General features: G+C 52.9%; 14 protein-coding genes. All 14 read left to right on the plus strand.

Going from position 1 to position 14,375, the window contains the following annotated elements:
- The first annotated feature begins 151 nt into the window (after positions 1 to 151).
- The 14 genes from rnmV (at position 152) to mfd (ending at position 14,257) form a co-directional block, all read left to right on the plus strand.
- A complete protein-coding gene (gene rnmV, locus CFI03_RS11445; protein WP_248757487.1) occupies positions 152 to 697 on the plus strand; it encodes a ribonuclease M5 in 546 nt (181 codons plus the stop codon).
- Positions 698 to 702: 5 nt separating this feature from the next.
- Positions 703 to 1,599, plus strand: coding sequence for a 16S rRNA (adenine(1518)-N(6)/adenine(1519)-N(6))-dimethyltransferase RsmA (gene rsmA / locus CFI03_RS11450; RefSeq protein ID WP_283094505.1), 897 nt, complete (start codon positions 703 to 705; stop codon positions 1,597 to 1,599).
- A 1,255-nt stretch (positions 1,600 to 2,854) separates the two neighbouring features.
- Positions 2,855 to 3,748 carry a sporulation peptidase YabG gene (gene yabG / locus CFI03_RS11455; RefSeq protein WP_127497025.1) on the plus strand — a complete coding sequence of 298 codons (894 nt, stop codon included), beginning with the start codon at positions 2,855 to 2,857 and terminating at the stop codon, positions 3,746 to 3,748.
- 155 nt (positions 3,749 to 3,903) lie between these two features.
- Entirely contained in the window at positions 3,904 to 4,179 is a 276-nt protein-coding gene (gene veg / locus CFI03_RS11460) for a biofilm formation stimulator Veg (protein ID WP_012772031.1), read from the plus strand.
- A 155-nt stretch (positions 4,180 to 4,334) separates the two neighbouring features.
- A complete protein-coding gene (locus CFI03_RS11465) occupies positions 4,335 to 4,520 on the plus strand; it encodes a small, acid-soluble spore protein, alpha/beta type (RefSeq protein ID WP_012772032.1) in 186 nt (61 codons plus the stop codon).
- A gap of 126 nt (positions 4,521 to 4,646) precedes the next feature.
- On the plus strand, positions 4,647 to 5,501 hold the full coding sequence (gene ispE / locus CFI03_RS11470) for a 4-(cytidine 5'-diphospho)-2-C-methyl-D-erythritol kinase (protein WP_201008801.1): 855 nt from the start codon (positions 4,647 to 4,649) through the stop codon (positions 5,499 to 5,501).
- 81 nt (positions 5,502 to 5,582) lie between these two features.
- The gene (gene purR, locus CFI03_RS11475) at positions 5,583 to 6,407 is read left to right on the plus strand and encodes a pur operon repressor (protein ID WP_012772034.1); all 825 of its coding nucleotides are present in this window, start codon (positions 5,583 to 5,585) and stop codon (positions 6,405 to 6,407) included.
- Positions 6,408 to 6,469: 62 nt separating this feature from the next.
- Positions 6,470 to 6,865 (plus strand): RidA family protein, encoded by a 396-nt coding sequence (locus CFI03_RS11480; RefSeq protein ID WP_248757488.1) that lies wholly within the window; start codon positions 6,470 to 6,472, stop codon positions 6,863 to 6,865.
- Positions 6,866 to 6,994: 129 nt separating this feature from the next.
- Complete coding sequence (gene spoVG / locus CFI03_RS11485) at positions 6,995 to 7,279, plus strand: septation regulator SpoVG (RefSeq protein ID WP_012772036.1); 285 nt, start codon at positions 6,995 to 6,997, stop codon at positions 7,277 to 7,279.
- A 228-nt stretch (positions 7,280 to 7,507) separates the two neighbouring features.
- Positions 7,508 to 8,908 carry a bifunctional UDP-N-acetylglucosamine diphosphorylase/glucosamine-1-phosphate N-acetyltransferase GlmU gene (glmU, locus tag CFI03_RS11490; RefSeq protein WP_283094506.1) on the plus strand — a complete coding sequence of 467 codons (1,401 nt, stop codon included), beginning with the start codon at positions 7,508 to 7,510 and terminating at the stop codon, positions 8,906 to 8,908.
- Between the two features lie 60 nt (positions 8,909 to 8,968).
- Positions 8,969 to 9,622, plus strand: coding sequence for a 50S ribosomal protein L25 (locus CFI03_RS11495; protein ID WP_248757489.1), 654 nt, complete (start codon positions 8,969 to 8,971; stop codon positions 9,620 to 9,622).
- Positions 9,623 to 9,748: 126 nt separating this feature from the next.
- Positions 9,749 to 10,309: an aminoacyl-tRNA hydrolase gene (gene pth / locus CFI03_RS11500; RefSeq protein WP_127497012.1), complete on the plus strand. Its 561-nt coding sequence runs from the start codon at positions 9,749 to 9,751 to the stop codon at positions 10,307 to 10,309.
- Positions 10,310 to 10,372: 63 nt separating this feature from the next.
- Complete coding sequence (fin, locus tag CFI03_RS11505; RefSeq protein ID WP_012772040.1) at positions 10,373 to 10,603, plus strand: anti-sigma-F factor Fin; 231 nt, start codon at positions 10,373 to 10,375, stop codon at positions 10,601 to 10,603.
- 126 nt (positions 10,604 to 10,729) lie between these two features.
- Positions 10,730 to 14,257 (plus strand): transcription-repair coupling factor, encoded by a 3,528-nt coding sequence (gene mfd, locus CFI03_RS11510; RefSeq protein ID WP_248757490.1) that lies wholly within the window; start codon positions 10,730 to 10,732, stop codon positions 14,255 to 14,257.
- The last annotated feature ends 118 nt before the right edge of the window (positions 14,258 to 14,375 follow it).

Consider the following 14,375-nt stretch of genomic DNA (forward strand, 5'->3'; position numbering starts at 1 on the left):
TTCACGCTATCGTATTTCATTGTTAAATATGCCATTATAAGAAGAGGCGCTGCCTCTTCTTTTTGTGTGTATGGAGATGCTAAGCAGGCTGCATAATCATTGACGGTGAAAGAAGAGCGAAAGTTGCTGCTTTGGAAAGGAATGTTCGCTTGTGATTAAGGAAATTATTGTGGTGGAAGGCAAAGACGATACGGTAGCCGTGAAGCGGGCCGTTGAGGCGGATACGATCGAAACGAACGGTTCTGCGGTTGGCGAGGAAGTGCTTCGCCGGATCGAGCTGGCGATGGAACGCAGAGGCGTTATTATATTTACGGACCCCGATCATGCGGGCGAGAGAATTCGCAAAATTGTCGCTCGGCGCGTGCCGGGCTGCAAGCATGCTTTTCTGCCGCAGGAGAAGGCCATGTACAAAGGCGATATCGGAATCGAGAACGCAAGCCCCGAAGCGATTCGTCAGGCGCTCTCCGAGCTGCGGACGGAGATGGCGGCGGGAGAAGGGGACATTACCTGGGAAGATCTGATGGAAGCGGGTCTTATCGTCCATCCGGACGCGGCAAACCGCCGTCTTCGGATGGGCAAGCTGCTTGGGATCGGATATGCGAACGGCAAGCAGTTTTTCAAACGGTGTACAAGCTTCCGGATCTCCCGCGAAGAATTCGCGGAGGCTCTGCGTACGATGGAACAGGGACAGGAGTGAACGGTATGAGCGGAAACGATATGAAGGCGATTGAAGTAGCAACGCCGAAACGCACGAAGGAAATTATCGCGAAGTATGGCTTCTCGTTTAAGAAGAGCTTGGGCCAGAACTTCTTGATTGATCAAAATATTTTACACAAGATCGTAAGCGCGGCCGGACTCGACAAGACGAAGGGCGCTCTTGAGATCGGTCCGGGCATCGGCGCGCTCACGCAGCATCTGGCTGCGGCGGCGGGCACGGTGACGGCTATTGAGATCGACAATCGGCTTATTCCGATTCTGGGCGACATTCTGGCGGGCGAGGAGCATGTGAAGGTCGTGCACGGCGACGTGCTTAAGCTGGACCTGAAAAAGCTGTTCGAGGAGCGTTTCGCTGACGTGACTGGCGTAAGCGTCGTGGCGAACCTGCCGTATTACGTGACGACTCCGATTCTGATGAAGCTGCTGGAAGAGCGTCTGCCGCTCGAGAACATCGTCGTCATGATTCAGAAGGAAGTCGCGGAGCGGATGGCGGCGAAGCCGGGCGGCAAGGAGTACGGCAGCTTGAGCGTAGCCGTGCAGTATTACTGCGAGCCGCAGCTTGTCTGCATCGTGCCGCATACGGTATTTATTCCGCAGCCGAATGTCGACTCGGCTGTCATCAAGCTGGCGGTGCGCGAGAAGCCGCCGGTGGATGTGGAGGACGAGGCGCATTTCTTCCGCATCGTCCAGGCGAGCTTCGCCCAGCGCCGCAAAACGCTGGCGAACAATCTGACGGCGTTCGTGGGCAAGGAACGCCGCGAGGAAATGACGCAGCTGCTTATCGGCTGCGAGATTGATCCTGGCCGTCGAGGGGAGACCTTGTCCCTCGACGAGTTCGCCCGCATCAGCCGCGCCTTCCTGGCGGCGGGCTGGCGGGGTTAGCTCGGCCTGCTGTTAGCGGCCGAGCCTTGTTTGAGCCGGCGGCGAGCGTTTAGCGCCGCCGGCTTTGTTGTGGCCGCGCCCGCCGCCGGAGTGGCGGGCAGGGAGGGCCTTGGCACGGCTGCGAAGCGCCGTGCGGGTGCTCGGGCCTGTAAGGGGGCACTGTGGCCCCCAAACAGCCCGCTCATCCGTTCAGAGTATCCCACTGAGATCTGTCGGCTATCTGATGTTCCTGTAACGTGGAAAAAACGACTTACACGACTCTACTGTCGTTTGCTCCATCCACTATGGCCTCAGCAACACGGAAAACCGACTTACACAGCTTTATCTTCGCTTCATTTGTCCTCCGGAGGCCCAGCAACACGAAAATTTCCTCTTACAGCCCACAAAGAATACTAAGCACACCGCTTAAAGATCCTGTAGCATGAAAAAACCGACTTACACGGCCTCACCCTCGCTCCACCATTACCCGGGCAATATGCAAGTAAGGGAATGGGGGATAGTTTGAATACCGCGAATTTTAACTTCAGGTGGAACACTCTTTACTCCCTAGGGGGCATAGAAAGCGCCGCGATCGGCTAACTGGCAAATTCGGTGACGGGCGACGTACACCAATAAGCTGCAAAAGCGCACAGAGTGCTGCAAAGTTAAAACACGTCGTCCTACATTGAGTGAATTGCCGAAAGACCTCAGAAGTGATGTAGCTGCCGGTTGTTGCCTTTCCTTGCACTCTAAGCTGTCTATAGTTTGCTGCACTTTTGGGCGTAGTTATTACTCCATTGTGCTGCATGGAGCAACGGTGTGTAAAACGTTTATGGCACCTGTATATAGCAAGCAAGCGTTGCTATTCATTTATAACAGCGGGCAGGCAATACGCCCGCCCGCCATAACGCCGCACCAGGCGCAGTAGCGCGGGCAGCCTCTGCCTCCCACAAGGAATGTGGGAGGCAATTGGGAAGCGGAGGCTACCCGCAAGAGGGTAAGGGGTAACTCCCATAAGGAGCGGAGCGTATGCTTCCGAAGTAACTTTCCCTTGGAAAGTTTTTAGTCCGCCTTTGCCTGTACATTGCCACCCATGTGGCATTAGTTCAAGCAATGTACAGGCAACAGTGGCCGTTGGGAGTTACCCAGTCCCTCAAAGCGGCAGCCGGAGCCATCCGTGGGCTTTCCCCAACCACTCGCCCAAGCCCATACGCACAATTTTCTCCGCACATTCCGCTCCCTCCACCCATACGATAGACGAAGAGGTGATTTACCCATGAAGCAAGGGGACCTGGTCGTCCGCAATTCCTATGGCGGTGACGTGCTGTTCCGAGTTGAAGAGATGCGATCCGATCAAGCTTTATTGAAAGGCACGGATTACCGATTGCTTGCGGATGCGCCAATTCCCGACTTGTCGGTTGTTCGGGACCCGGAAGCGACAAGCGCGCGGCAGCAAGTGAAGATTAAAGTGAACGACTCTCTTAAACGGATGCGGCAGGAGAAGGCGCATCTTACGGTGTTATCAAGCCCTGACCGAGCTGCTTTGCAACAGCAAAGCCAGTCTTATTTCGAATTGCCGGGTAAGGTGCTTCATTTGGACGGAGACGGCAACTACTTACGGAAAAGCATGCAGTTGTACCAAACGATGAAGGTGCCCGCGCATGGCGTGCACGCTCACGAATCGCAGATGGCACAGCTGCTGTATCGTTTGCTGCCGCAGGTAAAGCCGGATATCGTTGTGATCACCGGTCATGACGGAGTCCTCAAAAACCGCGAGGGCGAAGATCTGTATAGCCTGAGCAGCTATAAAAATTCGCAGCATTTCGTAAATGCCGTGCGCGTTGCCCGCCAATACGAAAAGAATATGGATGGGCTTGTTGTGGTAGCCGGCGCATGCCAATCGCATTTTGAAGCGCTGCTGCAGTCGGGCTCCAACTTCGCGAGCTCCCCGGGAAGAATATTGATCCATGCCTTGGATCCTGTATATATTGCAATTAAAGCAAGCTATACGTCTGTCAGGGAGTCAATCAACCTCTCGGACGTGATTCACGGGACTATCAGCGGGATTGACGGGGTAGGCGGAATTGAGACGATGGGCAGGCACCGGATGGGGCTGCCGAAGCCGAAAAAAGTGACCCATTCCACGGCAAGCATGAAGATAACGTCTTAATATGTACACTTTTTATGAGAATATGCACCAAATCCGAAAAAATGGGCGAAAAAACCGTTGACAAGAAAATAAAAACGCTGATATAATATTTTGCTTCATTTGACAAACCTCCTCTTTCTGGTTATAATGGACAAGGAAAGAGGTGGTAGTGGACAATGGCAAAAAACGCGCTATTGGAAATTAAACGCAATTTGGAAGCCCACGTAGGCTCCAAAATCCGTCTTCGAGCTAACGGTGGCCGGCGAAAGACCATCGAACGCACCGGCACGTTAGAAGAAATCTACCCTTCTGTTTTCATTGTCAAACTGGACCAGGAGTCTCACGCGTTTAAGCGCGTTTCCTACAGTTATGCGGATATACTGACAGAGTCGGTTGAAGTGACCGTGTGCAATGACGAAGGTCAAGTCCGAATCACCCATATTCAACAATAGATGCATGCAGCATGCTTAAACGCGGATCAATTGGATTCGCGTTTTTTTTCATATCGGAGGTTGTTTGAGTTCAGTCTGCTGCATAATCGATCGTCTGCTTGGCACATACTAAACCGCAATCACATACCTTTCTAAGGACAGGAGGTGCACGGAATATGGGCCGCAGAAGAAGTGTCATGTCCGAGCAACTGAAATACGAGCTGGCGAAGGATCTGGGTTTCATCAACAAGGTGGAACAAGAAGGCTGGGGCGGTATTAGCACAAAGGATGCCGGCAACATGGTAAAGCGGGCAATTCAGCTCGCGGAGCAGGCCGCAGCCAGAAACCACGGACAGCAATAGACTGGAAATACAGCCGTCAGAAAAGCTAAGAGAACGGGGCGTTTAAGGCCAGCGTTGACCTCTTAGCTTTTCTTGTGCCCGTTTGTTATAATGTTGCTTAGCTAACAACGAACGGGAGAGCTTGCCATGAAAATTTACGAAAAGGCTCCGGCGAAAATAAACCTGCTGCTCGATGTCCTGCGGAAGCGGGAGGACGGATTCCATGAAGTCGAGATGATCATGACGATGGTCGATCTGGCTGACCGTCTGGAGCTGGAGGAGCTGCCGAGGGATACGATTATTATATCGAGCCAGGCTGGATACATACCGCTTGACGAGAAGAACCTGGCCTTCCAGGCTGCGCGTCTGATCAAAGAGCGTTACGACGTCCGTAAGGGCGTATATATACATCTGGATAAAAAGATTCCGGTAGCCGCGGGGCTGGCCGGGGGCAGCAGCGACGCTGCCGCCGCGCTGCGCGGGCTGAACCGCCTGTGGCAGCTAAATATATCGGAGGACGAGCTTTGCCGCCTCGGCGCGGAGCTTGGCTCCGACGTACCGTTCTGCGTAACGGGCGGTACCGCGATAGCGCGCGGACGCGGGGAGAAGCTGGAGCGCATCAGCAATCCGCCGCAGTGCTGGGTCGTATTGGCCAAGCCTCCTATTAACGTATCAACGGCCGATGTATACGGAAAACTGCGTGCCAATGAGCTGAAGAACCATCCTTCAACGAAGGAGATGGTATCGGCCATCGAACGCGGGTCCTTCACGGATATCTGCGCCGGACTCGGCAATGTGCTCGAGAATGTGACTTTGGATTTATATCCGGAAGTGCTGCAGCTGAAAGAAAGCATGCAAAAGTTAGGTGCCGATGGCGTCCTCATGTCGGGCAGCGGACCAACGGTGTTTGGTTTAGTCTCGAAGGAAGCCAAGCTTCCACGTATCTATAATGGACTTCGCGGATTCTGCAAGGAAGTCTACGTGGTAAGAATGCTGACATAATGCTGACGTTTTTCTTGATTAAATCCGTATAAAAATGTTATATTGACTTTATATTATTCGGATTTAGTGGGGGGAATGGCTTTGAAAAAATTGAAGCGAAGCGCAAGACTGGTAGAGATGACGCAATATTTGCTGAGTCGTCCCCACACGTTAATTTCGCTCACAGCATTTGCTGATCGCTATCAGTCCGCGAAATCTTCCATCAGTGAAGATTTGGCCATTATAAAAGAGGTCTTCGAAGAAGAAGGCTTCGGTGAATTAAATACGCTTGCCGGTGCTGCAGGAGGCGTTAAATATACGCCTAAGATGCATACTTCCACGGCTTTATCGATTATGGACAACATTTGCCGCCAACTGGAACAGCCTGAGAGGGTACTTCCGGGCGGTTATTTGTATATGACCGATATGCTGGGACAACCGGAGCTGCTGGCTGATGTTGGACGAATGTTTGCGACAGCTTTTGCTGACCGAAATATTGACGTGATTATGACGGTTGAGACCAAAGGAATTCCGCTTGCTTACGCAACGGCTGCTTGCCTCAATCTGCCGGTTGTGATTGTAAGACGAGATAATAAAGTCACGGAAGGTTCGGCGGTAAGCATCAACTACGTTTCCGGCTCCAACAAACGGATCCAGACGATGTCCCTCGCCAGACGTGCCCTCAAGGAGCAGTCCCGCGTCCTTATTATTGATGATTTCATGAAAGCCGGCGGTACGATACAAGGGATGATGGATTTGCTTTACGAATTCAAGGCGACCGTAGCGGGCGTGGGCGTATTTGTAGAATCGGGCGAAGTGGAGCATGAAGAGCGCCTGCTCGAGGATTACGTATCGCTTGCGACATTGACGGCCGTCGATCTGAAGACGAAGCAGACAAAAGTTATTCCGGGCAACTATTTCAAATAAAAGAGCATAGCGGCGCAGCCGCTTTGCTTGAATTACATGAATAGAAAGGTTGGGAATTCGCAATGACAGACAAAAAGCTGCAAGTAATCGCTACAGATAAAGCGCCGGCTGCAATCGGGCCGTATTCGCAGGCTATTAAGGTGGGGGATCTGCTGTTCACCTCCGGTCAAATTCCGCTGGACGCATCGGGCCAATTGGTAGAGGGCGGAATCGAGGAACAGACGCAACAGGTTTTCCGTAATTTACAGGCAGTATTAGAAGAAGCAGGAGTAACATTAAATAATGTTGTAAAAGCAACAGTATTTATGAAAGACATGAATCAATTTGCAATTGTTAACGGCATCTATTCTTCGTACTTCGGCGACCATAAGCCAGCACGCTCCGCGGTTGAAGTGGCGCGGCTTCCGAAGGATGTGCTTGTCGAAATCGAGCTCATTGCATCGACTGTTGTCGAATAGAAACGAAAAAAAATTATCTGTAAAAAAATATTTTAAATATCGCATTTTTTTCCAAAAAAGCAGAAGGAATTAGCACAAAAATGTGGAAGTATACACCAAGTCTCAGATAGGCAAAGGTGGTGAACACAAGTGCAAATTACTGATGTCAGACTCCGCCGTGTAAATTCGGAAGGGCGTATGAAAGCTATTGCTTCTATCACCATTGACAATGAATTCGTTGTTCACGATATTCGCGTCATCGATGGTAACAATGGCATGTTTGTGGCTATGCCTAGCAAACGTACGCCAGATGGAGAATTCCGGGATATCGCTCACCCAATCTCTTCGACGACCCGGGAGAAAATCCAAGCTGCTGTACTCGCTGAATACGAGCGTGCGGCAGTGGAAGAAGTGGCAATTGAAGAAGGAGCTTAAGCCTATCCTTTAAGTAACGGAATTGCGTCCCTTTGTCGGGACGGCGGACGCCGTTTTAACAAAGGGATAATAGAAAAGAGGGCCGTGAGGCTCTCTTTTCTTTTTGTGTATAATGGGATATAGTCTTTTACAAGGTGGCGGAACGCGTACTTTTGCGTAATTTATTCATAGGACATCCAAACTTATAAATAACAACATTCAAAATAGGTAGTGTAGGAGGAATTTCAATTGAAGGTAATGACGATTGTATTGGCTGCCGGTCAAGGCAAGCGGATGAAATCGAAACTATATAAGGTTCTTCATCAAGTGAGCGGCAAACCGATGGTTGGCCATGTGCTCGATACGGTTAATGAAGCAAAGAGCGAGCGTACGGTAGTTATCGTTGGCCACGGGGCGGAAATGGTAAAAGGCTACCTCGGCGACCGCGCGGAATACGTGCTGCAGGAGCAGCAGCTGGGCACCGGCCATGCCGTACGCCAAGCAGAAGCGCTTCTCGGTTCGGAGGAAGGCACAACGATCGTCATTTGCGGCGATACTCCGCTTGTACGGGCGGAGACCATTCAATCGATGCTGGCATTGCATACATCCACCGGCGCGGCAGCAACGGTTCTGACTGCATCCTTCGATAATCCGACGGGTTACGGACGCGTTATTCGCGGCGCGGACGGCGCCGTACAGCGCATTGTCGAGCAGAAGGATTGCTCGGCCGAAGAAGCAGCGGTGAAGGAAATCAACACGGGTACGTATTGCTTCGACAACAAGAAGCTGTTCGCGGCTCTGGCGGAAGTGAAGAACGAGAATGCGCAAGGCGAATACTATTTGACCGATGTTATCGGTATTTTCCGCAATGCCGGCGATACGGTTCAAGCTTATTGCACGCCGGACCTGGCGGAAGCGATTGGGGTAAACGACCGCGTAGCGCTGGCGGAAGCCGAACGATTCATGCGCGAGCGCATTAACCGCAGGCATTTAATTGAAGGTGTAACGATTATTGATCCCGCGAATACGTACATTGAAGCCGATGTGCGCATTGGAGCGGATACGATTATATATCCGGGCACCGTTCTGCGCGGCAAAACGGTTATCGGCGAGGATTGCGAAATCGGGCCTCAGGCTGATATCACCGATTCCGAGATTCAAAACGGCGCTGCCGTAAAATATTCGACGGTTGCCGATTCGGTTGTGGGCAAGGACAGCACGGTTGGTCCTTACGCGAACCTGCGTCCGGGATCGAAGCTTGGCGAGGGTTGCAAGGTCGGAGATTTCGTCGAGCTGAAAAACGCTACGCTTGGCGACGGCAGCAAAGTGTCCCATTTGAGCTATGTGGGCGATGCCGTAGTCGGCAAAGACGTCAACATCGGCTGCGGAGCGATTACGGTCAATTACGACGGCTTCAACAAAGCGATTACGGAGATCGGCGACAATGCTTTTGTAGGCAGCAACGTCAATCTGATCGCACCGGTGAAGCTTGGCGAGGGCGCTTACGTCGTAGCCGGATCGACCATCACTCATGACGTTCCTTCCGGGGATCTGGCGATTGCTCGTCAGCGTCAGGAGAACAAAGCAGGTTATGCGGATAAGATCCGTGCCCGCGCGAAAGCGAAGAAAGAAAGAAGCAAGAAAGAATAGGTTTTCCAGCAGTTGGGCAAAGTGATATGGAAATTGACTTTTTAGGAGGTTCCTATCCCGATGTCCATAGCAATGACGGCAGAACAAAGAAATACAACCATGAAGAGCGAACTCCGCAGCTTGAGGGCAAGCGGCCGGGTACCCGGCATCGTTTACGGCAAGCAGCTCGCTTCCCCGGCTTCCGTGGCCATTCAGGAGAAGGAGCTGCTCGCTTTGCTGCGTTCCCATCCGAATGCGGTCATCGACCTGGACATTCCGGGCGCGGGCAAACAGTCGGTCATGATTGCCGACGTACAGCGCGAGAAGCTGTCGCGTAAGCTGATCCATGTTGATTTCCAGCAAATCAATATGAATGAGGAAGTAACAACTCATGTCCGTATCGATCTGGTTGGGGACTCGCAGGGCGAGTGCGAGGGCGGCATCGTGCAGGCTTTGCTGCATGAGCTGGAGGTGCGCTGCCTGCCGGGAAGCATTCCGGATTCGATTCCGGTTGACGTAACCGGCCTTCTGATGGGAAGCAGCTATCTGGTGGGAGACGTTCAGGCTCCGGCTGGCGTAACGATTATGACCGATCCTTCGGCGGTGCTCGTGACGGTTCTGGTACCTCAGAAGGACCTGACGGCCGAGGAAGCGGAGGCGCAGGAAGTGGAAGCGAAGGAAGCGGTATCGCGTTCCACGGAAGCGCAAATGCACGAGGTTGATTTCGCAAAATAAAGGAATGGACAAACGGTATCTGCCCTCCGCGGGAAGATACCGTTTCTTCCTTTCGTGCAGGGAATATTGCCCATCGTGTAGAATGAATATAGACATACGCAAAATGAGATTGGAGAGCAGGATAGCATGAAGTGGATTGTAGGGCTGGGGAATCCCGGCACAACCTATCAAAGCACGCGGCACAATGTAGGCTTTATGGTCATAGACGAGCTGGCTCGGCGCTGGAACATTCAAGTGACGCAGAGCAAATGCAAAGCTTTGATTGGCGAAGGAAATGTACAAGGCACGAAGGTTGTCCTTATTAAGCCGATGACGTATATGAATCTGTCCGGGGAGTCTGTCCGGAGCTTCATGGATTACTTCAAGGCTGATCTGGAAGACGGACTTATTGTTTACGATGATATGGATACGGAGGTCGGCAAAGTCCGGCTTCGTTATCAGGGCAGCGCAGGAGGCCATAACGGCATCAAGTCGCTTATTCAGCATTTGGGCACGCAGCAGTTCAACCGGATCCGAATGGGCGTCTCGCGTCCGCAGCCGGGCCGCAACATTGCCGACTACGTGCTCGATAATTTCCCGAAGAGCGAGCAGGAAGCGCTGAAGAGCATGATTGAACAGGCCTGCGACGCGGTGGAGTATAGTCTGAAGGCGAGCTTCGACAATACGATGGCCAAGTTTAACAAGTAACCGCCTAAGCTCGGACAAAACGGGCATACTGAAGGGTATAACTATTCTTCAGGAGGCATACATATGGCTGTGAACTATATTTGCCGGCACTGCCGGACGCCGATGGGGACCATAGAGGAGAAGGAAATTTCAGAGTCGCGGCTCGGTTTCCATTTCTTGACCCCCGAAGAGCGCAGCGATATAATAGCGTATAACTCGAACGGCGATATTACGGTTAAGGTTGTTTGCGACTACTGCCGCGAGGCGCTGGAAGCAAACCCGGAGCTTTTGCTCGTCGTAAATCCGCTGCAGTAATGTAACGCAATAGCGTTCGTAGCCTTGGCATTCGGCTGAGGCTTCTTTTCGATGATTCCTATTGTAAAATAAAGCTTCTATTTCTTTGCCTTTTGTCTTGTGTATAGAAACGGGGTGCCTTCACGATTGAAAGCGTTAGTACAGGCTTTTGCCGCGGATCCGGATGTACAATCGATTATAGCCGGCGTCCGCAAAGGAATGCGCGAACAGATGATATCGGGACTTGCGGGCTCTTCCAGGCAAGTACTCGTTGCGGCGGTGAAGGATGATCTAGACCGTCCGCTGCTTGTTGTCACGCATAATATGTATGCCGCACAGAAAATTGCAGAGGATTTGCAGGAATGCATCTCTGCCGATGATGTATTGTTATATCCCGCGAATGAGCTGGTAGCTGCCGAAGCGGCGATCTCAAGTCCTGAGACGCTGGCGCAGCGCATGGATGTGCTGATCAAGCTGTCCGAAGGCTTCCGCGGGATTATTGTCGTTCCGTTCTCCGGCATTCGGCGTTATCAGCCGATTAAAGGGGTTATGTCCGATGCCAAGATTACGGTAAAGGTTGGCGACACGATTGAACTGGATGATTTCCTGCGCCAAATGACCGGTCTTGGCTATGTCCGCGCGGACCGCGTGGAGTCCAAAGGCGAGATGAGCGTACGGGGCGGTATCGTGGACTTTTATCCGCTCACGGCGGAGCTCGCGTACCGGATCGAATGGTTTGGAGACGAGGTAGATTCCATTCGCACCTTCGACCCTTCCGACCAGCGTTCGCTTGATAACCTGCAGACGTTTACCGTAACGCCTTGTCAGGAGATCGTTGCCGACCAGCGGCGCTTTAGCGCTGCGGCGGAGCATGCGGCGACTCTTCTTGCCCAGCAGCTCGACAAAATGACGGACCGCATGGCGAAGGATCGCCTCCGTCAGGAAATCGGCGGCGAGATCGAGAAGCTGCGGGAGCAAGTCTATTTTCCTGAAATCTATAAATATATATCCTTGCTGTACCCGGAAAGACAGACCATTCTGGACTATATGCCGGAGGATACGGTTCTAATCCTGGATGAGCCGACAAGGCTGATCGAGACGGGCCGCCAGCTGGAGCGGGATGAGGCCGAATGGTCGACCCATCTGCTCTCCAACGGCAAATCGCTGCCAAGCTTTACGCTTGCCCGGGAATCGGATGAGATTCTGCATCACCGGAAGTTCCAAACGCTGTTTATGTCGCTTTTCCTGCGTCAAATCCCGCATTCGCAGCCTCAAAATATCCTGAATATGACGAGCCGCGCGATGCAGAACTTCCATGGGCAGATGAATGTGCTCAAGGCGGAGATGGAGCGGTGGAAAAAGACCGGCGCGAAGGTGATGATGCTGGGCGGCAACGCCGAGCGGCTCGACCGGATCCGCCGCGTGCTGCAGGATTACCATATCGAGCCTCCGATCCTGATTGAGGGTAATCTTCAATCCGGCTTTGAGCTGCCCTCTTCGCATCTTGTCATTATTACGGAAGGCGAGATGTTCTCGCAGAAGCAGCGCAAGGCGCGCCGGATGGATAAGAAGATCGACAATGCCGAGCGGATCAAGAGCTATACCGAGCTGAAGGTCGGCGATTACGTCGTTCACCAGAACCACGGTATCGGCAAATACGTCGGTATCGGCACGCTGGAGATCGGCGGCATTCATAAGGACTACCTGCATATCCTGTATGCCGGCGGCGATAAGCTGTCCGTGCCGGTCGAGCAGGTCGACATGATTCAGAAATACGTCGGTTCCGAAGAGAAGGAGCCGAAGATCAATAAGCTGGGCGGCAGCGAATGGGTACGGGCGAAAAATAAAGTACGCGCTTCCGTTCAGGATATTGCCGATGACTTGATCAAGCTGTACGCGGAGCGTCAGTCGGCGCCCGGATTCGCTTTCGGCCAGGATACGGCCTACCAGAACGAATTCGAAGCGATGTTTCCTTACGATGAGACGCGCGATCAGCTGCGGGCGATCGAAGAGATCAAGAAGGATATGCAGAAGCCGCAGCCGATGGATCGTCTCCTCTGCGGCGATGTAGGCTACGGCAAGACCGAAGTGGCGGTTCGCGCCGCTTTCAAGGCGGCAATCGAAGGGAAGCAGGTAGCTATTCTAGTGCCAACGACCATTCTTGCCCAGCAGCATTACGAAACCTTCCGGGAACGATTCTCCGGATATCCGTTCAACATTCAGGTATTAAGCCGGTTCCGTTCCCGCAAGGAGCAGAACGATACGATGAAGGGCTTGAAGGCGGGTACGGTCGATGTAGTGATCGGCACGCACCGCTTACTGTCGCAGGATGTTATTTTTAAAGACTTGGGTCTGCTTATCGTCGACGAAGAGCAGCGGTTCGGCGTGTCGCATAAGGAGAAGCTCAAGAAGCTGAAGACCAATGTCGACGTGCTGACGCTGACCGCTACGCCTATTCCGCGAACCTTGCATATGTCTATGCTGGGCGTTCGCGATTTGTCGGTCATCGAGACGCCGCCGGAGAACCGTTTCCCGGTGCAGACTTACGTGGTCGAATACAGCACCTCGCTCGTGCGCGAAGCGATTGAGCGGGAGCTTGCCCGCGGCGGGCAGGTTTACTACCTATATAACCGCGTGCAAGGGATTTACCAGATGGCCGAGCAGATCAATGCGCTTGTGCCGGATGCCAAGGTTGCGGTCGGTCACGGCCAAATGTCGGAGCAGGAGCTCGAGAAGACGATTCTGGACTTCCTGGACGGCGAGTCCGACGTGCTAGTCAGCACGAGCATTATCGAGACAGGCGTCGATATTCCGAACGTAAATACGCTGATCGTGCACGATGCGGACAAAATGGGCCTCTCCCAGCTGTATCAGCTGCGGGGCAGGGTTGGCCGTTCGAACCGGATTGCTTACGCCTATTTCACCTATCAACGGGACAAGGTGCTCACCGAGGTGGCGGAGAAGCGCCTGCAGTCGATCAAGGAATTTACGGAGCTGGGCTCCGGCTTCAAGATCGCGATGCGCGACCTTTCCATCCGCGGAGCGGGTAATTTGCTTGGAGCGGAGCAGCATGGCTTTATCGCCTCCGTCGGTTTTGATCTGTATTCGCAGATGCTGGCTGACGAGATTGCGAAGCGCAAGGCGGAGATGGAAGGCGTGGAAGTGAAGGAAGAGCGCCGCGTCAGCACGCTGATCGATGTCAGCATCGACGCTTACTTGCCTTCCGATTATATTTACGACAGCATCCAGAAGATCGAGATCTACAAGAAAGTGGCTACCGTTACGTCGATTGACGAAGCGGAGGATCTGGCAGAGGAGCTGATCGACCGTTTCGGCAATCTGCCGCAGGCCGTGGACAATCTGCTCTCGGTTGCGCGGCTTAAGGTATACGGCACGCAATACGGCATTGAACAGATTAGCCAGAAGGGCGATGACCTTATCGTCCGCTTCAGCGAACGCGAGAAGAAGCAGATTGACCGCAAGCTGGTGGATCAGCTGTGCGTGCAGTACGAGAACCGGTTCCGCCAAGGCGCAATCCAGGATGAGTATCCAACGCTTCTGCTGCGCGGCAAAGGGCTTGAGATGGATCAGAAGGTCCAGCTTCTTGAGGGCTTCCTGAAGAAATTCAAGGATGCGAGAAAGGGCGAAGAAGCGCTGCAGGACGCAAAAAGCTGAGGGAAAATCAGCGCTTCGAATGCCGGGCTGCTCCTCCTTGCGCGGGGCAGCTGTTACAACCTTGTGGTCAAGCCTTGTCGTTTTCTGTTACAATACAATAAACTTCTCATATTGAAAG

This window comes from Paenibacillus sp. ATY16 (assembly GCF_003399985.2).
GTDB classification, from domain to species: Bacteria; Bacillota; Bacilli; order Paenibacillales; family Paenibacillaceae; genus Pristimantibacillus; species Pristimantibacillus glycanilyticus.

Excerpts from the sequence above, each read along its gene's own strand:
- yabG (WP_127497025.1), top strand. The coding sequence starts at position 2,855 with ATGAAGCAAGGGGACCTGGTCGTCCGCAATTCCTATGGCGGTGACGTG.
- pth (WP_127497012.1), top strand. The coding sequence starts at position 9,749 with ATGAAGTGGATTGTAGGGCTGGGGAATCCCGGCACAACCTATCAAAGC.
- CFI03_RS11465 (WP_012772032.1), top strand. The coding sequence starts at position 4,335 with ATGGGCCGCAGAAGAAGTGTCATGTCCGAGCAACTGAAATACGAGCTG.
- rsmA (WP_283094505.1), top strand. The coding sequence starts at position 703 with ATGAGCGGAAACGATATGAAGGCGATTGAAGTAGCAACGCCGAAACGC.
- veg (WP_012772031.1), top strand. The coding sequence starts at position 3,904 with ATGGCAAAAAACGCGCTATTGGAAATTAAACGCAATTTGGAAGCCCAC.
- CFI03_RS11480 (WP_248757488.1), top strand. The coding sequence starts at position 6,470 with ATGACAGACAAAAAGCTGCAAGTAATCGCTACAGATAAAGCGCCGGCT.
- CFI03_RS11495 (WP_248757489.1), top strand. The coding sequence starts at position 8,969 with ATGTCCATAGCAATGACGGCAGAACAAAGAAATACAACCATGAAGAGC.
- ispE (WP_201008801.1), top strand. The coding sequence starts at position 4,647 with ATGAAAATTTACGAAAAGGCTCCGGCGAAAATAAACCTGCTGCTCGAT.
- fin (WP_012772040.1), top strand. The coding sequence starts at position 10,373 with ATGGCTGTGAACTATATTTGCCGGCACTGCCGGACGCCGATGGGGACC.